Below are 17,817 nucleotides of genomic sequence, written 5' to 3' on the forward strand. Positions count from 1 at the left end.
ATGCCACCCGTTTTCCGATTCGCCCCCAGCCCGAACGGCTATCTGCATCTCGGCCACGCTTTTTCGGCGCTGTTGAACTTCCAATGCGCGCAGCAGAGCGGCGGCCGCTTGCTGCTGCGCATCGAGGACATCGACCCGACCCGCTGCCGCCCCGAGTTCGAGCAGGCGATCTACGAGGATCTCGCCTGGCTCGGCATCGCCTGGGAGCAGCCGGTGCGGCGGCAATCGGAGCACCTCGCCGAGTACCGCGCTGCGCTGGAGCGGCTGCAGGGCATGGGGCTGGTCTATCCGAGCTTCGAGAGCCGGGCCGAGGTCGCGCGGATGGTCGCGCAACGGGATGCAGAGGGGAGGTGGCCGCGCGATCCGGATGGCGCGCCGCTCTATCCGGGGACCGCGACCTCGCTCTCCGGAGCGCGCCGTGCGGCACTGATGGCCGGCGGCGCGCCCTATGCCTTGCGGCTCGACATGGCCGCCGCGGTCGCGCGCGCGGGCCGGGCGGCCTGGGACGAGCACGGCGCCGGGCCTTCGGGCGAGAGTGGCAGGGTCGAAGCAAGGCCGGAGGCCTGGGGGGATGTGATTCTGGCGCGCAAGGAGACGCCGACCAGCTATCACCTCTCCGTCGTGCTCGACGATGCCCTGCAGGGGGTGACGGAGGTGGTGCGTGGACAGGACCTGTTTCATGCCACGAGCGTCCACCGGCTGCTGCAGGTCCTGCTCGGCCTGCCGGCCCCGGCCTATCGGCATCACCAACTGATTCGCGACGCGCAGGGCCGCAAGCTGTCCAAGTCCACCCAGGCGACGGGATTGCGCGCCTTGCGCGCGGAAGGCGTCTCGCCGACGGAAATCCGACACAGGATCGGCATGGTCTAGCCGTGTCCTGTCCGCAGCCCTGATATCTCCGAATGTTTCCGGCGGGGACAACCTCCGGGGCATCGTGACACCCGGAAACGACCGTGCCATGCTGCTCAATGGCGCGGGTAATCGGGAGCTTCAATCGAAAGCGGCACGACGAGACATGACAGTACAAGTGCCCCTTCGTTTTTCGGAGTTCATGTCACAGGGGCCATGATGAAGCGCGTTCGGAAGATGAGTACGGGGCGTCGGGCCCGACCGGCCAAGCCGGCTGCGCCCAGGCCCGCCGGCGCGTCCAGAGCGCCCGCTGAAAAGGCGTCCTCCAGGACGACATCTGTGAGGATGCCGTCGTCCGCAGCACAAACGCCGAAGACACAACCGCCGAAGACCAAGGCCGCGAAGGCGGCGCCGGCCAAGGAGCGCGCCAAGGCGCGACCGCTCAAGAAGCACGTTCCTCAGGTCACGGCGATGGCGGGGAGCCGGCGAAGCGCGGCCAAGTCCGGAGTGAGGAAGCCCGAAGCCGCGAAGTCTGTGCCCAGGGCTGGCGCCGGATCACCAGGGGTCGTCGAAGCCGCGCTGGCGGTGTTCGCCCATGAGGTGCGCACGCCGCTGACAGGCATTCTCGCCATCAGCGACCTGCTTGCCACCTCCGAGCTCGGCGAGCGCGAGCGGCGCTGGGTCGATACGATCAAGGCCGGCGCGGAGCATCTGTCGAGCCTCGCCACCCTGTTCGTCGATGCCGCCAAGGACGAGACCGCCGGCGCGCTGCTGCGTGAGGATCTGTTCGATCTGCGCGTGCTGGCGCGGGCCGCCGGAGACTCGCTGTCGGGCCGCGCCGCCGCCAAGGGGCTGGATGTCAAGGTCCACGTCTCCGACGACTTGCCGGGACTTGTGTTCGGCGATCCCGTGCGGCTGCGTGCTGCGCTGGAGAACCTGATCGACAATGCGGTGAAGTTCACCGAGCAGGGCGGCGTCGCGCTGGAGGTCGTTCCCGCACGTCGCGGCGGTCGCGGCAAGCCGAGCACGGGCGCAGGCCGAGGCGCGAGCAGGGGCCGCGCCGCGATCGCCTTCCACGTCTCGGATTCGGGCATCGGCCTGACCCTGAAGGAGATCAAGCGGCTGTTCCGCCCGTTCAGCCAAGCCAATGTCTCGATCGCCTCGCGCTTCGGCGGCGCCGGCCTCGGTCTGTCCTCGGTCCGGCAGCTGGCGCGCGCGATGGGGGGCGACGTCGCCGTGGCGCCGCATGAAGGCGGCGGCACGACCTTCACGCTGACCGTGACGCTGACCGTTGCGGCCGCGCCGCACACCGCGGCGGGCGGATCGGAGAATGGCGTGACCCTGGCGCCGACAAGGCCGTTGCGCATCCTCGGGGTCGAGGACAATCCGTTCGGCCGCGTGGTGCTCAACACCATCCTCAACGAGCTCGGCCACCAGGCCGAGTTCATCGGCCGCGGCGAGGCGGCGCCGGAGCGGATCGCGGCCGGCAATTACGATGCGGTGCTGATGGACATGGTGCTGCCCGGCATCAACGGCGTCGAGGCGATTGCTCGCATTCGCAAGCTGGACGCGCCCCACGGGACTATCCCGATCATCGGCGTGTCCGGACGCGGCGAGGACGAGGCGGCCTCGCGCGCTGCCGGCGCGGACGCGTTCCTGCTCAAGCCCGTTTCGCCGCGGGCTCTAGCGACTGCGCTTCTTGGAGCGACACGCCGCGCGGCAGCCGCGACTTGATGATCGAGGCGTTCAACTCGCCGCCATACACGAAGATCGCGGCGATGAAATACAGGAACACCAGCGCGATGATCACCGACGCGAGCCCCGCATACATCGTGACGTAGTTGTTGGCGAAGCGCGCCAGATACTGGCCGAACACGATGCCCGATACCAGCGAGGCGACGAAGGTGAAGACGATGCCGGGCACGATCTGCATGAAGCTGCGCCGGCCCGCCGGCAGCCAGGCGTGCAGGATGAACAGCGCGACGATCAGCGCGCTGATGGTGATGCCGTAGCGCGACAGGTTGACGAAGCGCTCGTTGGCTTCGACCGCCAGCGGCAAATAGCGCCGGGCGGTGGCCAGCATCAGCGGGCCGAGCACGATCAGGAACGACATCGCCAGCGCCGTGAACGCGGCGACCAGGGTGTAGCCGATCGATTCCAGCCGCAGCCAGTACCAGCGGCGCTGCTCGATCACGCCATAGGCGCGGTTGAGCGCGACCCGCAGCGCCTCGACGCCATTCGAGGCGAAGTAGACCGCGAGCACGGCGCCGATGGTCAGCGCATCGGTCCGGGTCGTGGTCAGCACGTCGTGGATCTCGCCGGTCAGCGCATCCGCGACCTGCGCCGGCCAGGTCTCGAGCATCAGGGTGGCGGCCTGGTCGGCCAGGTCTTTGGAGCCGAGAAAGCCGGCGAGCGAGGTCAGGACGATCAGGAACGGAAACAGCGCCATCAGGGTCGACAGCGCGATATGGCTGGCGATCGCCCAGCCGTCGTCGGCGAGGAAGGTGTAGAACGCGTCCATGACGACGTGGAAGATGTAGCGAAGCGCCTTCACCTGTCCCTGCACTCCGCAAAAGAAACTTGGTTTGTACAATCCGATATTACGGGTCCAAAAGCCAGAAGTTGCAGCGCCGGCCGCGCGGATCCGCCATGGCGCTCTTGCGTCTGCGGTGTTATCTAGCCCCGATGGCTTCACTTCTCGGTAAATTCATCCTTCCCATCGCCGTCGGCGCGGTCGCCCTTGTGCTGTTTCTCGGCCTCGTCAACATGACGCGCGGCGGCTCGCCGAACCTGTCGCAGAAGCTGATGCGCTGGCGGGTGATCCTGCAGTTCGTCGCGGTCGTCATTGCCATGGCGGCGATCTGGGCGATGGGGCGCTGAGACCGAGACGCCGAGGCGTCGAGAAACGGACGTTGAGAAGCAGCATGGTGGTCCTGAATCGCATCTACACGCGGACCGGTGACGACGGCACGACCGCGCTCGGCAATGGCGAGCGCCGTCCCAAGTACGATCTGCGCGTCTCCGCCTATGGAACCGTCGACGAGACCAACGCTGCGATCGGCGTGGTCCGGCTGCATCTGGCCGATGCGCCCGAGATCGATGCGATGCTCGGCCTGATCCAGAACGATCTGTTCGACCTCGGCGCCGATCTGGCCGTGCCGCAGCGCGAGGGCAAGGCGGAGCGGCTGCGCGTCGTCGCCAGCCAGGTCGACCGCCTGGAGCGTGACATCGATACGCTGAACGAACGGCTCTCGCCGCTGACGTCGTTCGTGCTGCCCGGGGGAACCGCGGCGGCGGCGCATCTGCATGTGGCGCGTACCATTTGCCGCAGGGCGGAACGGATCATGACGGAGCTCGCCGGCAAGCCCGACGAGCCGGTCAGCGAGGCCGCCATTCGTTATATGAACCGGTTGTCGGATTTCCTGTTCGTGGCGAGCCGGGCCGCGAACCGGAACGGCGCCGGCGACGTGTTGTGGGTGCCCGGGCAAAACCGTTAACCCGGCGGCGTGCGGGCCTGCGTTTTTTCGCCCGTCGCGCGTTGACCGGGGGGGATGGGGGCTTTAGGTTCCGCGCCCGAAAGGTCAACCCCGGACAATTTAGAGCGAAAGAGGATCGATGAAGGTTCTGGTGCCGGTCAAGCGGGTGGTCGATTACAACGTCAAGGTCCGCGTCAAGAGCGACGGATCGGGCGTTGAGCTCGCCAACGTCAAGATGTCGATGAATCCGTTCGACGAGATCGCCGTCGAGGAAGCGCTGCGGCTGAAGGAAGCCGGCAAGGCGACCGAGGTGGTGGTGGTCTCGATCGGCCCCGCGCAGGCCTCGGAGACGATCCGCACGGCGCTCGCGATGGGCGCGGACCGCGGCATCCTGGTCAAGGCCGAGGGCAACGTGGAACCGCTGGCGGTCGCCAAGATCCTCAAGGCCGTCGCCCAGGAGGAGCAGCCGGGCCTGATCATCCTCGGCAAGCAGGCGATCGACGACGACTCGAACCAGACCGGCCAGATGCTGGCGGCGTTGCTCGGCTGGGCGCAGGCGACCTTCGCCTCCAAGCTCGAGGTCGACGGCTCCGACTTCAAGGTCACCCGCGAGGTCGATGGCGGCCTGCAGACCGTGAAGCTGAAGGGGCCGGCGATCGTCACCACCGACCTGCGCCTCAACGAGCCGCGCTATGCGTCGCTGCCGAACATCATGAAGGCGAAGAAGAAGCCGATCGCCGAGAAGACCGCCGCCGACGCCGGCGTCGATCTCACGCCGCGGCTCGAGGTGCTCAAGACCACCGAGCCGGCGGGCCGCAAGGCCGGCGTCAAGGTCAAGGACGTCGCCGAGCTCGTCAACAAACTCAAGACCGAGGCGGGGGTGCTCTGATGGCCACGCTGCTGATTGCCGAACACGACAATGCCGGGATCAAGGACGCGACCAACAAGGCGCTGACGGCGGCCACTGCCCTCGGCGCCGATGTCGACGTGCTGGTCGCGGGCCAGGGCGCGAAGGGCGCGGCCGAAGCCGCCGCCAAGCTCGCCGGGGTCAAGAAGGTGCTGCTCGCCGACGACGCGGCCTACGCGCATGATCTCGCCGAGCCGCTCGCCGACCTCGTCGTCAAGCTCGCCGCCAACTACGACGCGATCGTAGCCCCGGCGACCTCGCGCTTCAAGAATGTGATGCCGCGCATCGCCGCCCTGCTCGACGTGATGCAGGTGTCGGAGATCATCAAGGTCGTCGCGCCCGACACGTTCGAGCGGCCGATCTATGCCGGCAACGCGATCCAGACCGTGAAGTCGAAGGACGCCAAGAAGGTCATCACCGTGCGCACCTCGACCTTCGCCGCGGCCGGCGAGGGCGGTAGCGCCGCGGTCGAGACGGTGGCGGCGGCCGGCGATCCGGCGCTGTCGACCTTCGTCGGCGAGGAGGTCGCCAAGAGCGACCGTCCCGAGCTGACCTCGGCCAAGATCATCGTCTCCGGCGGCCGCGCGATGCAGAGCCGTGAGAACTTCGCCAAGTACATCGAGCCGCTCGCCGACAAGCTCGGCGCCGGCGTCGGCGCCTCGCGCGCTGCGGTCGACGCCGGCTACGCGCCGAACGACTGGCAGGTCGGCCAGACCGGCAAGGTCGTGGCGCCGGAGCTCTATGTCGCGGTCGGCATTTCAGGCGCCATTCAGCATCTGGCCGGCATGAAGGACTCCAAGGTGATCGTCGCGATCAACAAGGACGAGGACGCGCCGATCTTCCAGGTCGCCGATTACGGCCTGGTTGCGGATCTCTATCAGGCCGTTCCCGAGCTGACCGAGGCGCTCGCCAAGCTCGGCAAATAACGCTGCTGACACCGGCCGCATGGGACCGCGGCGGCCGGTGTTCTCACTTCCAAGGGCATGGACGGGCGCAGCAGGCGTGCCGTCCGGGTGGATGACAACATGGCTCAGATCAACAAGCTCGGTGTGATCGGCGCAGGACAGATGGGCAACGGCATCGCGCATGTCGCCGCGCTGGCCGGGCTCGACGTGGTGCTCAACGACGTCACTGCCGACCGGTTGAAGTCGGGCATGGCCACCATCAACGGCAACCTGACCCGTCAGGTGGCCAAGAAGGTCATCTCCGAGGAGGCCCGCAATCAGGCGCTCGGCCACATCTCGATCACCGAAACCCTCGACGGCCTGGCCGATTGCGATCTCGTCATCGAGACGGCGATCGAGAAGGAGGACGTCAAGCGCAAGATCTTCCACGATCTGTGCGCGGTGCTGAAGCCGGAGGCGATCATCGCCTCCAACACCTCGTCGATCTCGATCACCCGGCTCGCCGCCTGCACCGACCGCCCCGAGCGCTTCATCGGCATCCATTTCATGAACCCGGTTCCGCTGATGGAGCTGGTGGAGCTGATCCGCGGCATCGCCACCGACGACGCCACCTTCGAGGCCGCCAAGGAGTTCGTCGGACGGCTCGGCAAGCAGGTCGCCGTCTCCGAGGATTTTCCGGCCTTCATCGTCAACCGCGTGCTGCTGCCGATGATCAACGAGGCGATCTACACGCTGTATGAGGGCGTCGGCAACGTCGAGGCGATCGATGCGGCGATGAAGCTCGGCGCGCATCACCCGATGGGCCCGCTGGAGCTTGCCGATTTCATCGGCCTCGATACCTGTCTGTCCATCATGCAGGTGCTGCACGAGGGGCTGGCGGATTCCAAATACCGGCCCTGTCCGCTGCTGGTGAAATATGTCGAGGCCGGCTGGCTCGGCCGCAAGACGCAGCGCGGTTTCTACGACTATCGCGGCCCCAAGCCGGTGCCGACGCGCTAGATTTCCCGCCACCGCGGCTCCCTCGCTACGCTTCGTTAAGCCTCCTCGGCTAGCGTGTGCCCCAGAGAGGTAAGCGCGTATGGATATGAGCTTGGTGGCTGCGGTCATGGCGCAGCAGACGGGTGCGATTCAGCAGCAGGTCGCGACGTCCGTGATGAAGCAGAACCTGAACGCCCAGAAGGACGCGGTGATGACGCTGCTCGGCGGCGCGCAGCAGACGCTGTCGCTCGCCAATGCCGGCCCCGGCGTCGGCGGCAACCTCAACATCGCCGCCTGATATCACCGATCACAGCCCCGCGGCGGCCTTCGCCGTCGCCGCCTGGATCAGCTTGACCGCGTCGGCGCTGTCCCATTCGGCCGGCCCCGCGATGGTCGCGATCTCGCAGCCATTCGAATCCACCAGCACCGAGGTCGGCATGCCCAGCGCGCGGCCGACCGCCTTCAGGTCCTGGAACACCTTGGCCTTCTGGTCGCTGAAATAGGCGAGCTGCGTCAGCTTGGCGTCGCTGAGGAACGCCTTCGGCTTCTCCGGATCGCGGGTGTCGATGTTGACCGCGACCACCTGGAAATCGTCGCCGCCGAGCCTGGCCTGCAGCGAGTCCAGCGCCGGCATCTCCTTGCGGCACGGCACGCACCATGTCGCCCAGAGGTTCAATAACACCGTCTTGCCGCGGAAATCCGACAGCTTCTTCGGCGCCCCCGAGCTGTCCTCGAACGCCAGATCCGGCAGCCGCAGCGGCGCCGTCGCAGCCGTCAGCGCGGCCACCTCGCCCTTGATCAGCGGCGCGATCCGCTTGGCGGTGGCGACCGCCGCCTGGCACGCCTGGTCGCCCGACGGCCGTCCCTTCAGCAATCCGCCAAAGGCCACCGCGGCGATGCCAGCCGCGGCGACGACCGCGACGGCACTGGCCGCGAGCAGCGTCCGGCGCGAGCGGGCGGGGCGGGCAGGGGACGGGTCAGGCTTATCGTTTGTCATCTCGGGTCGGTTGCGGCTATCAGGAGCGCGAGTTTCGGGGCGGCGCCGGACGGTGTGTCCCATCCCATGGCGGTCAGCAAGGTCTTAAGAGCGGTTCAGGCATGAGCAACAAGATGTGGGGCGGACGGTTCTCGGAGCGTCCCGACGCGATCATGGAGGACATCAACGTCTCGATCGACGTCGATCGCCATCTCTACGCACAGGACATTGCCGCTTCCAAGGCGCACGCCGCGATGCTCGCCGCCCAGGGCATCATCACCGCGACTGATGCGAAAAATATCGGCAAGGGTCTAGACACGATTCTGTCAGAGATCACCAAGGGTTCGTTCCAGTTCAAGCGGGCGCTGGAAGACATTCACATGAATGTCGAGAGCCGGCTCAGCGAGCTGATCGGCCCGGCCGCAGGCCGCCTGCACACCGCGCGCTCGCGCAACGACCAGGTTGCAACCGACTTCCGCCTGTTCGTGCGCGACACCATCGACGACATCGACGCCGCGCTGGCCGCCTACCAGCATGCGCTCGCGACCCGCGCGCTCGATTACGCCGGCACGGTCATGCCCGGCTTCACCCATCTGCAGACCGCCCAGCCCGTCACCTTCGGCCACCACCTGCTGGCCTATGTCGAGATGGCCGGGCGCGACCGCGGCCGCTTCCTCGACGCCCGCAAGCGCCTCAATGAATCGCCGCTGGGCGCCGCCGCGCTGGCCGGCACCTCGTTCCCGATCGACCGCCACGCCACCGCCGAGGCGCTCGGCTTCGAGCGCCCGATGGCCAATTCGCTGGACGCCGTGTCCGACCGCGATTTCGTGCTGGAGACCCTATCGGCCGCCTCGATCTGCGCCGTGCACCTGTCGCGCTTCGCCGAGGAGATCGTGATCTGGACCTCGCCTTTGGTCGGCCTGATCAAGCTGTCGGACAAGTTCACCACCGGCTCCTCGATCATGCCGCAGAAGCGCAATCCGGACGCCGCCGAGCTGGTGCGGGCCAAGACCGGCCGCGTCATCGGCGCGCTGAACGGGCTGCTGATCGTGATGAAGGGCCTGCCGCTCGCCTACCAGAAGGACATGCAGGAGGATAAGCAGGGCGCGATGGAGGCGTTCGCGGCGCTGTCGCTCGCGATCCGCGCCATGACCGGCATGGCGCTCGACCTCGTGCCCGACGAGGCGCGGATGAAGGCCGCGGCTGGCGAGGGCTACGCCACCGCGACCGACCTCGCCGACTGGCTGGTGCGCACGCTGAAGATGCCGTTCCGCGAGGCCCATCACGTCACAGGGCGCATCGTCGCGCTCGCCGCCAAGCAGGGCGTCGCCCTGCACGAGCTGCCGCTGAAGGCGATGCAGGAGGTCGAGCCGAAGATATCAGCCGAGGTGCTCGGCGTGCTCTCGGTCGAGTCCTCCGTGAAGAGCCGCACCAGCTACGGCGGCACCGCGCCGAAGAACGTGGCCGCGCAGGCCAAGAGCTGGCTGAAGCGGCTGGAAAAACAGCGAAAGTAGGGCTGCTGTCTGAAATTTGACCGGCGTGGCGTGGCTCTCCGGCACTCGCCACATCGGGGCAATCTCTGTATGGTGCCGCCCGCATGGGGATCTCACACGTGAATCGCAGTCGCCGTCCGCTGTCCGTAGCCCGCGCCCTCCTGGTCATGGGCGCCGCAGCCCTTCTGCTCGCCGCCTGCGGGCGCAAGGGCCCGTTGGACCTGCCGGCCAACTCCCCGCCGGCGCCGCAGATGTCGGCCGCTCCCGCCGACACCGCGACGGAAGCCGCGAACAAGCCCGGCCTGTTCAACTCCGGCTACGGCGCCGACGCCGCCCCCGCCGCCACCCGTGGCCAGAAGAAACCCTTCATCCTCGACCCGCTGCTCGACAGCAAATAGCGGCTGACGCGCCCGCGACGGGCACCACCCCTTCTCCGGGGGAGATCGCATCCGACCGACGCCTGCGCAGGCACCTAGGCCGCCACCGTCCTTCGAGACGCCCGCCTCCGGCGGGCTCCTCAGGACGAGGACTGAACTTGTGGCGCGACCTGGCCCCCGGCGAGATCTCCACCCTCATGGTGAGGAGCGCCGCGCGCGGCGCGTCTCGAACCATGAGGCCCGGACGGCGCGGCATCTGTGCCTCGGCGAGGACGGCAGCTTCAATTGACATTCCGGCTCATTTCCCGGCAATTCGCCGCCACAATCAACCTTCTCGCGGCCCCGTGCGCGGATCAGACCCATGAATCATTTCGACTACCGCGACGGCGTGCTGCACGCCGAGGCCGTCAATCTCGCCGCGCTCGCCGCCACCGTCGGCACGCCGTTCTACTGCTACTCCACCGCCACGCTGGAGCGGCACTACCGCGTGTTCGCCGAGGCCTTCACCGGCCAGGACGTGCTGATCTGCTACGCGATGAAGGCCAACTCCAACCAGTCGGTGCTGCGCACCCTGGCCCATCTCGGCGCCGGCGCCGACGTCGTCTCCGGCGGTGAATTGAAGCGCGCGCTGGCGGCCGGCATCCCCTCGCGCAAGATCGTGTTCTCCGGCGTCGGCAAGACCGAGGCCGAGCTGCGCGCCGCGCTCGCGGCCGACATCCACTGCCTCAACATCGAGTCCGAGCCGGAGCTCGATCTGCTGGCGCGCCTCGCCCAGGAGACCGGCCACACCGCCCGCATCTCCGTGCGCGTCAACCCCGATGTCGATGCCGGCACCCACGCAAAAATCTCGACCGGCAAGTCGGAGAACAAGTTCGGCATTCCCCTGGAGCACGCCCGCCGCGTCTACGCCCGCGCGGCCAAGATGCCGGGCATCAAGGTCACCGGCGTCGACGTCCATATCGGCAGCCAGATCACCGATCTCGGCCCCATGGAGACCGCGTTCCGCATCCTGACCGAGTTCGTGCAGACGCTGCGCGCCGACGGCCACGACATCTCCCATGTCGATTTCGGCGGCGGCCTCGGCATCCCCTATCACATGGACCGCGCGGTGCCGCCGGAGCCGGCCGAATATGCCGCCATGGTCAAGCGCGTCTCGCACAATCTTGGCTGCACCCTGATGTTCGAGCCCGGCCGCATGATCGTCGGCAATGCCGGCATCCTCGTTGCCAAGGTGATCTACGTGAAGCATGGCGAGGCCAAGAACTTCGTCATCATCGACGCCGCGATGAACGACCTGATCCGCCCGACGCTCTACGAGGCCCATCACGACATCCTGCCGGTGATCCAGCCGGCGCCGGGTGCGCCGTCGTTCGTCGCCGACGTCGTCGGCCCGGTCTGCGAGAGCGGCGACTACCTCGCGCTCGACCGCACGCTGCCCGAGCCCAAGCCGGGCGACCTCCTCGCCATCATGACATCAGGCGCCTACGGCGCCGTGCAGGCCTGCACCTACAACACCCGCGCGCTGGTGCCCGAGGTGCTGGTCAAGGGCGACCAGTCCGCGGTGATCCGGCCGCGGATCGAGGTCGAGCAACTGATCGCGATGGATACGCCGGCGCCGTGGTTGTGAGATAAGCTGTCGCCCAGGGAGCTCACGCACGCTATTGCGCTCATCTGTCTTCACATCGTCATGGCCGGGCTTGTCCCGGCCATCCACGTCGTCCGGCATGCTGGCTGCGCTCCGGGTGAGGCGGCCAGTCGACCGCAGGCGGTGCCGAGTTCGTCTGCCGTGAGCTTTGTGAAGCGTGTGGCTGACGGATGCCTGCGGCCCGCCAGACAGCAGGGCCATAGCAGACATTTGGCAAAATGTTAGGATATGGTTCCTGCGCGACGAGGTCACCGGAGCAGATGTGCCCAAGTATTTTCCGATAGATGCGGGCGTGGCCTTTGCTTGTGATGAGAGCGATCTGATCGCAATCAACTGGCGTCCGGGCAGTCTTTCGGCAGACTTCATTCTTCCCGGCATCTCGGGCCATGTTGTCCGCGTTCGCTTCAACGACGCCACCATCGTTCGTCTTGTGGACGAATTTCCGCTCAGTACCGAGCAGGATACTGAGACGGAAGGTCTGGTCTCGCGTCATTTCGCCTACCGGGTGGAGGGGGCCGTGTTTGCGGCGACGCAATCGGAGGCTTGGAAAGTGAATTTCCATCCCGCTCGTCACTACCGTTTCATCACCGGATGGGGATGCATGGACGTGCTCTCCAAAGCCGCGCCCAGCTTTGAAATCGTTGCTATCGACAATTGATGAACATGTAGACCCTCGCGGTCATCGTCCGCGAAAGCGGACGATCCAGTACGCCGTGACGTCTCGGTTCAATATCTTCCGCGCGGTGTACTGGATGCTCCGCCTTCGCGGAGCATGACAGCGGGACCCAGGACTTGAGGGCACTGTTGCGCAGTCCCCGACTCAGCGCTCGCCGGACAGGGCCTGCACGGCCTGCTGCGTTGCCAGAGTGAGTGGATTCGGAAGCTCGTGCAAGGCGAACCAGCCGAACGCGGCGTGCTTGTCGGGTTCGATCAGCCTCGGCTCACCCTTGAAGCCCGAGGCGAGATAGACCGGCGCAACCCAATGTTCGCCCCTCAGCCGGTCGATCTGGTCGACCACGCAGATCAGCCTGAGATCGCCAAGCGCGATGTCGAGCTCCTCTCTCGTCTCACGCCTGACGGCGTCCTCCACCGGCTCCAGCCAGTCGACCTTGCCGCCCGGCAGGCCCCAGCAGGCCGGCCTCCGGGTCGCGAAGGCGCTGGACGAGCAGGATCGCCCCGCCATCAACGATCACAACACCGCAGCCCAATCGAGGCTCGTTCATCGCCATGTGCTGGCCGCCGAATCCATTTCGTCGCTGAGGCAGATCGTAGCAGAATTGATCTGGGAGGCCTTGGCAGTTTCGGAGGTCTGGGTGCGCTCAACTGTCGGATCTCGTCATTCTGCTGTGGTGCACTTGACTGCCTGTCCGCGTCACATCCATCCAAAACGAGCCGAGAAAAGTGCAGCGTCACCGTAATTCCCGCCTACGGCGCCGTTCAGGCCTGCACCTACAACACCCGCGCCCTGGTCCCCGAGGTGCTAGTCAAGGGCGACCAGTCCGCCGTGATCCGGCCAAGGATCGAGGTGTAGCAACTGATCGCGATGGATACGCCGGCGCCGTGGCTGTGAGGGCTATTTGCAGGTTGGTGGTTGGCTTTAAGTAGATTCGTGTAGCCGCACATGCTGACTGGTCGATCGCGGCAGCCGGCGCGATCGATCTCATCGTCGACCTTGCGAGTCGCAGCTCCGCTTCATCACGTGCGCGTGAGCGGGCGCCTAGTGCCCGACAAATGCTCCTGATATTTCCTGATACTTCCTGGTGTTTAGAAGGCCAGCTTTCGCTTGACGGCCATTTCGATGCTGGCCACAAACATTCATCCTCCGATCGCCAGCTCTCCAGGTTCCCTAATGGAGAGCGGCGTCATGCCTGAACTGCCCACAGGTTTCAACAACCCGGGAATAGAGGTCGTGCGGTGCGTTGCGCGTGCTGCGAATCTATGCCTCCATACCTCTGTTGATTCGACAGGGTTCTCTCAACGTCAATGGAGAGCTATGTCGTGAGTCAGCAACCGGAGCTAAATATCAAACTCGGCCGCTTCAGCATAGCCGCGAAGGGAGTCAGAGCAGTTGAAGCTATCCGGCGACCGTTAGCCTTCACTCTGTACGTGAAGCCCATTGGCGGACTCGCTATGGCCCTGCTCATGGTTTGGCAGGGACGCGAATACGTTGGTGCCGTGTTCCAGCTTTTTAAGTCTTTCTTCTGAGACGAAAGTCCCCGAAAGTAGTACGGCCACAGCGCGACCAATTCGGCCTAGGCGACGAACGCAGAAGTAAAGTGCGCTGTCACGTAATTGCAGAACGTATCGAGGGGCGACCACGCCGATCTACAAGAGGTTGGCGACACAGATGGCATCTGCTTGTGTCTGGAGCGATCTCTTCATGACGTTCGACGAATACAATAACTATTTCCCGGTTTGTCCCGACGAAGTTCCTCAGGAGGACGAAAATTCACCAGCCGCGAGAGTGACCAGATCGTTCGGATGCTTAAACCGCGTCAGTTCCTGAGCCATCAGGAGTTCGGCATGGTCCCGAGCAAGGTCCATCTGCCGCTTCCGCTCAACAGGATCGCGTAGCCGCGGTGCGGCATCCTCGCTAGGCGAGGATAGTAGCTTTCCGACGATGCTTGTGTTCACTACGGGAAGGGCCCCCGGATCCTGCGTCAGCACGATTAACTTTTCGCTTAACGTATGGCCCTGGTCATTTTGGAATCTAGCCAGAAACGCCGCAACGAACTCGGCAGTTTCGCGTCTAGCGATCACCGAATAGCTTCCGTTAAATTGTTCCGCTGTAACGTTATCGACGAGCCACTTCAGAAACTCGGTTGAAAAGTCGATTAGGATCTGGTCGCCCGGACGCCATGCCGCCCGACGAGTTGTTGCGCTTACAACCGTTCTGCCTCCGAACTCTGCAAATCTACCTTTCATGTGAGCGGGGAGCCGCATAGTGAAGCGCTCTTGGTCGCCACTTTCCTCAACTTCGATCTCAAAGAACCGAGCCGCTCGCTTTATAAATGTCGCGACATCGACCGTCGTGTATTGTCCCAAGGATTCCAGGTCAGGAGACCCCGTGGACGTAGCGAAGCTTAAAATGTCATCTTGGATCAGTTTTGCTTGCTTCGCCTGATTCAGGGCGTCGTCTATCCGATCTTGAGTACGGTCAACTCGGCCACCCTGGGCCTCCTCCAAAAGCATCGAAATATCGATCCGATCTAACAGTTCTCCCAAAATGTCGGCGGCATAGCGTTCATCAAACTCAGACCCCACGGTCGCCATCTCTCTGACTATAACGTCGAGCCGATCAAACAAAATGGAGACGATTTCGTTGTCAATCGTGTCGCGGGCAAGGAAGTTTATAACGACGACTTTTTGCTTTTGGCCGTAGCGATAGAGGCGCCCTATGCGTTGGGAAATGCGCGAGGGATTCCACGGCAAATCGTAGTTGATGAGTATGTGGCAGTCCTTGTGCAGATTGAGGCCCTCGCCGCCCGCCTCAGTTGAGATCAAAATTGAATTTTCGTTTTCGAATGCCCTGATGGCGTTTCTCTTTTCTTCCACTGTCATACCGCCGTTGATGATCTCCGGCTTCTCGCCGACGACGGACTTTAGCCGATAAATGAGATATGCTTGAGTGGATCGATATTCCGTGAATATAAGCACTTTCTTCTTTTGCGCGATTACGATGTCGCAAACCAGTGAAACTAAGGCGTCGCCCTTCTTGTCGTTCCTCATTGCTTCGGCGGCCTTCGCCATTAGGTCTCGCAAAGACTGGGTCTCCGTCTCGAAGAATGGCGTTCGTCCTGGCCCGCGCGATCGTTCCTCCAGTTGGTCGTCTCCGTCGAGTTCCTCATCGTCCGGCGGCGGATATGGTAGGTCCTCAGCGTCATTTTGTGCAGTTAGCCGCTCAAGCCTGTTTTTCAACGCAATGTACAGCGCAGCTATCGATGACGACGCCATCTTTCGGTAGATGGTCATGACGAAACCTATTGCGCGGCCCTCAGCACCGCCCAGTGTATCTCCAGCTCGGTATCCCATCCGAAGGTAGTCTTGAAGCTGGCGCTCTAATGTCTCAAACTCGGGGTCGTGATCGATGGTGGCGCGCCTGACGATCACCCCCTTGAACAGAAAGCTGCCGTCGAGATCTACCGCATCGATCTTCCGGTTTCGGAGCACTATCTCTTGAACGACGTCTGGCTCCGTCTCAATCTCATCTATCGCTGCACCTAAGTCCGGCCGAACGAGCGTCAGCAGGTTACGAAACTTTCCAGTGTCGCCCTGGTGCGGGGTGCCGGTCAGCAGGATGAGCCTGTCGGTCTTCGCTCGCAAGGCCTGCGCCAGCTTATATCGGAGCGTCGACCGACCTCTGTCATCTCGTGCCAATCGATGGGCTTCATCGAAGACGATCAAATCCCACACCCCTGCCGCCAGCATCATTCCGAATGGGGTCGAATCGTTTGTGCCGTCGTCGTCAGGTTGACGTGGTTTCGCCAGGTCAAGAGACACAATGACCCTTTCGAAAAGGCCCCACTCCTTGTGATCGGAGATGCGGAAATCTGTACCGAAGATGAGGAAACGACGGTCGAACTTCGCGAGCATTTCCTCCTTCCACTGTCGCGTCAGACCCGATGGAACAACAAATAGGATTCGCCGGAGATTTTGCCGCCGCTCAAGTGCGGCTAGGAGCAACCCGACTTCGATGGTTTTTCCCAAGCCCACGTCGTCTGCAATAAGCCAGTTCGTCTGGCCCGAATTCACAATGCGATGTACCAGTGATATTTGATGCGGGAGCGGATCGACATCCAGCCGATCGAGTGCGCCGGTCGCTTCGTTCCATTTGCTTAGTGCGTGCGCAATGATGTTCAGCGAAAATCGTTCGGCGCCCCGCTCGGCGATGGGTCCAGCGCGCCTGTAGAGAAGCTCGGGATCCATGATCCTGCGCAACCGTTCAAATGGCAACCAGATCGACCGTCCAGTAGCGTGAAGCTGAACCAATACTTGGAAGCGCGTCGCCAACTCTCGAACGTGGAGCACCGTGCCGGCGCCCAACGTCTCCCTTACGCCGGAGAGCGGTACATCTTGGACGCAATGTCCGATCTGTAGCCCACATCCCCACTCGTCTTGGTCCAGTGTAATTTTTCCCTTAGGACCAAAGTCTGCCTCGATTGTCGTTCGATTTGGCGTCTCCCGTATCGCCACAACGACGCCAATTTCATCCGGATTCGAGCGCTTGCAAACCCAAGCCCCTTCAATGGGAGTCAGTTCATTCATTCCAATTTTCCAGCGGCTGCCTCGGAAACTTTGTCGGTCAAACAGGAGAACCCCCAAGCATCTGTCGTTAAACGAATGAGTTGGCCGGTTCGCGAGGTGCTTCCCAAAAGCGTGCCATCAAGTGAATTTCCTCCAAAGCTTGGCAACGAAAGGCCGCGCACGTTCTTTCGTGTAAGCTCATTGGGGAGCTCAAGTGCTCCTGCGGCGAACGCCTCCAATCGGAGAGTAACGTAGTCAATGAAGAGCCAAAACGCTGGATCGCCGAATGGAATGACAAGCCAATCCTCGTACCAGTCGTCTTGAATGATACACTCGGCCGGAAGCCCCTTAGACAGAATGCTCAGGCGCACGGCCCTGGTCCAAGTGAGCATCGTTTGTCCATTCTGAGGGATGAATGGAGCTCGAGACCGAGATTGACGAATGCTCCAGAATTTTGGGCATTCAGCCCATGCCAGCTTTAGGTAAAATGCGGTGAGTATGTCGTCAGCAGAAGCGCCGTTTAAAGCAAGGTCCGACACTGCGCGAAACGTGTTCGGGTGGTTGAAGTGCTCAAATAGCTCGTTGAATTTGCCCAGAAATGTTCGTCGATCAATTGACGAGGGTACATCAAGCAAACTCAAGAGCCATCGAGCCCTTCGAGCATGCAAGCTTTCGGCGCGATCCTGCTCCCGAGGTGGCCCAAATGGATGCTCGAAAGCCCGCGCCTTAAAGAGGGGAAGTTCGACATAATCAAACCAATTCGGCTCCCGCTCGCGTGAGATTGAATTCACTGCCTTGGGGGTAGCGGGCAGAGGGTCCCAAAAGTCCGCATTTTGCGAGCCGCGTTGGCACTTTGGGAGCGCTAATTCACGCGAGTCGTGGATAACCGGTTCCCAATGATCGTTCAGACCATCGAGCTCAACTACTTTTGATCGGAAATCTTCGGGCGTCCAAAAAGAAAGCATTG

General features: G+C 63.6%; 17 protein-coding genes and 1 pseudogene. 13 read left to right on the forward strand and 5 right to left on the reverse strand.

The annotated features are described in order from the left end of the window. Nucleotides 1-870 (forward strand): tRNA glutamyl-Q(34) synthetase GluQRS (gluQRS, locus tag QX124_RS00005; RefSeq protein ID WP_315795589.1); only part of this gene is annotated, 870 nt, incomplete at its 5' end. Between the two features lie 558 nt (nucleotides 871-1,428). Further along, nucleotides 1,429-2,583 (forward strand): ATP-binding protein, encoded by a 1,155-nt coding sequence (locus tag QX124_RS00010; RefSeq protein WP_409997661.1) that lies wholly within the window; start codon nucleotides 1,429-1,431, stop codon nucleotides 2,581-2,583. Here QX124_RS00010 and QX124_RS00015 read toward each other — a convergent pair. Further along, nucleotides 2,510-3,403, reverse strand: coding sequence for a YihY/virulence factor BrkB family protein (locus QX124_RS00015; protein WP_315736201.1), 894 nt, complete (start codon nucleotides 3,401-3,403; stop codon nucleotides 2,510-2,512). The two genes, QX124_RS00010 and QX124_RS00015, sit on opposite strands and share 74 nt — an antisense overlap. Before the next feature lie 131 nt (nucleotides 3,404-3,534). Here QX124_RS00015 and QX124_RS00020 point away from each other — a divergent pair, with 131 nt between their 5' ends. The 6 genes from QX124_RS00020 (at nucleotide 3,535) to QX124_RS00045 (ending at nucleotide 7,413) form a co-directional block, all read left to right on the forward strand. Then, nucleotides 3,535-3,729, forward strand: a complete 195-nt coding sequence (locus QX124_RS00020; RefSeq protein WP_015664263.1) for a twin transmembrane helix small protein — start codon at nucleotides 3,535-3,537, stop codon at nucleotides 3,727-3,729. A 44-nt stretch (nucleotides 3,730-3,773) separates the two neighbouring features. Continuing rightward, entirely contained in the window at nucleotides 3,774-4,346 is a 573-nt protein-coding gene (locus QX124_RS00025; RefSeq protein WP_315736202.1) for a cob(I)yrinic acid a,c-diamide adenosyltransferase, read from the forward strand. Between the two features lie 118 nt (nucleotides 4,347-4,464). Then, complete coding sequence (locus tag QX124_RS00030; RefSeq protein ID WP_315772759.1) at nucleotides 4,465-5,214, forward strand: electron transfer flavoprotein subunit beta/FixA family protein; 750 nt, start codon at nucleotides 4,465-4,467, stop codon at nucleotides 5,212-5,214. Further along, nucleotides 5,214-6,158: an electron transfer flavoprotein subunit alpha/FixB family protein gene (locus QX124_RS00035; RefSeq protein ID WP_315795594.1), complete on the forward strand. Its 945-nt coding sequence runs from the start codon at nucleotides 5,214-5,216 to the stop codon at nucleotides 6,156-6,158. The genes QX124_RS00030 and QX124_RS00035 overlap by 1 nt, the downstream gene beginning before the upstream one ends. A gap of 99 nt (nucleotides 6,159-6,257) precedes the next feature. Continuing rightward, on the forward strand, nucleotides 6,258-7,136 hold the full coding sequence (locus QX124_RS00040; RefSeq protein WP_315736205.1) for a 3-hydroxybutyryl-CoA dehydrogenase: 879 nt from the start codon (nucleotides 6,258-6,260) through the stop codon (nucleotides 7,134-7,136). A 79-nt stretch (nucleotides 7,137-7,215) separates the two neighbouring features. Continuing rightward, on the forward strand, nucleotides 7,216-7,413 hold the full coding sequence (locus tag QX124_RS00045; RefSeq protein WP_315736206.1) for a putative motility protein: 198 nt from the start codon (nucleotides 7,216-7,218) through the stop codon (nucleotides 7,411-7,413). Nucleotides 7,414-7,422: 9 nt separating this feature from the next. Here the strand turns inward: QX124_RS00045 and tlpA are convergent, their stop codons facing one another. Then, nucleotides 7,423-8,112, reverse strand: coding sequence for a thiol:disulfide interchange protein TlpA (gene tlpA / locus QX124_RS00050; RefSeq protein ID WP_315795595.1), 690 nt, complete (start codon nucleotides 8,110-8,112; stop codon nucleotides 7,423-7,425). Nucleotides 8,113-8,213: 101 nt separating this feature from the next. Here tlpA and argH point away from each other — a divergent pair, with 101 nt between their 5' ends. The 4 genes from argH (at nucleotide 8,214) to QX124_RS00070 (ending at nucleotide 12,264) form a co-directional block, all read left to right on the forward strand. Then, nucleotides 8,214-9,605 (forward strand): argininosuccinate lyase, encoded by a 1,392-nt coding sequence (gene argH / locus QX124_RS00055; protein WP_315795597.1) that lies wholly within the window; start codon nucleotides 8,214-8,216, stop codon nucleotides 9,603-9,605. Between the two features lie 83 nt (nucleotides 9,606-9,688). After that, entirely contained in the window at nucleotides 9,689-9,982 is a 294-nt protein-coding gene (gene lptM, locus QX124_RS00060) for an LPS translocon maturation chaperone LptM (RefSeq protein WP_315777787.1), read from the forward strand. A gap of 340 nt (nucleotides 9,983-10,322) precedes the next feature. After that, entirely contained in the window at nucleotides 10,323-11,588 is a 1,266-nt protein-coding gene (gene lysA, locus QX124_RS00065; RefSeq protein WP_315795598.1) for a diaminopimelate decarboxylase, read from the forward strand. Between the two features lie 175 nt (nucleotides 11,589-11,763). Beyond that, nucleotides 11,764-12,264, forward strand: a complete 501-nt coding sequence (locus QX124_RS00070) for a hypothetical protein (RefSeq protein ID WP_315795599.1) — start codon at nucleotides 11,764-11,766, stop codon at nucleotides 12,262-12,264. Nucleotides 12,265-12,426: 162 nt separating this feature from the next. On the opposite strand, the gene QX124_RS00075 is transcribed toward QX124_RS00070, so the two are convergent. After that, nucleotides 12,427-12,789 carry an NUDIX domain-containing protein gene (locus QX124_RS00075; protein WP_315795600.1) on the reverse strand — a complete coding sequence of 121 codons (363 nt, stop codon included), beginning with the start codon at nucleotides 12,787-12,789 and terminating at the stop codon, nucleotides 12,427-12,429. 237 nt (nucleotides 12,790-13,026) lie between these two features. Between QX124_RS00075 and QX124_RS00080 the strand changes: the two are divergent. Beyond that, nucleotides 13,027-13,137 (forward strand): annotated as a pseudogene (locus QX124_RS00080) (diaminopimelate decarboxylase); the annotation flags it as partial. A gap of 902 nt (nucleotides 13,138-14,039) precedes the next feature. On the opposite strand, the gene QX124_RS00085 reads toward QX124_RS00080, so the two are convergent. Both QX124_RS00085 and QX124_RS00090 read right to left on the reverse strand, forming a co-directional pair. Then, the gene (locus QX124_RS00085) at nucleotides 14,040-16,871 is read right to left on the reverse strand and encodes a DEAD/DEAH box helicase (RefSeq protein ID WP_315795601.1); all 2,832 of its coding nucleotides are present in this window, start codon (nucleotides 16,869-16,871) and stop codon (nucleotides 14,040-14,042) included. After that, on the reverse strand, nucleotides 16,868-17,815 hold the full coding sequence (locus QX124_RS00090) for a hypothetical protein (protein ID WP_315795602.1): 948 nt from the start codon (nucleotides 17,813-17,815) through the stop codon (nucleotides 16,868-16,870). Before QX124_RS00090 ends, QX124_RS00085 begins: the two co-directional genes overlap by 4 nt. Nucleotides 17,816-17,817 lie beyond the last annotated feature (2 nt).

This window comes from Bradyrhizobium sp. SZCCHNRI3043 (assembly GCF_032377735.1).
In the GTDB taxonomy this organism is placed as follows: domain Bacteria; phylum Pseudomonadota; class Alphaproteobacteria; order Rhizobiales; family Xanthobacteraceae; genus Bradyrhizobium.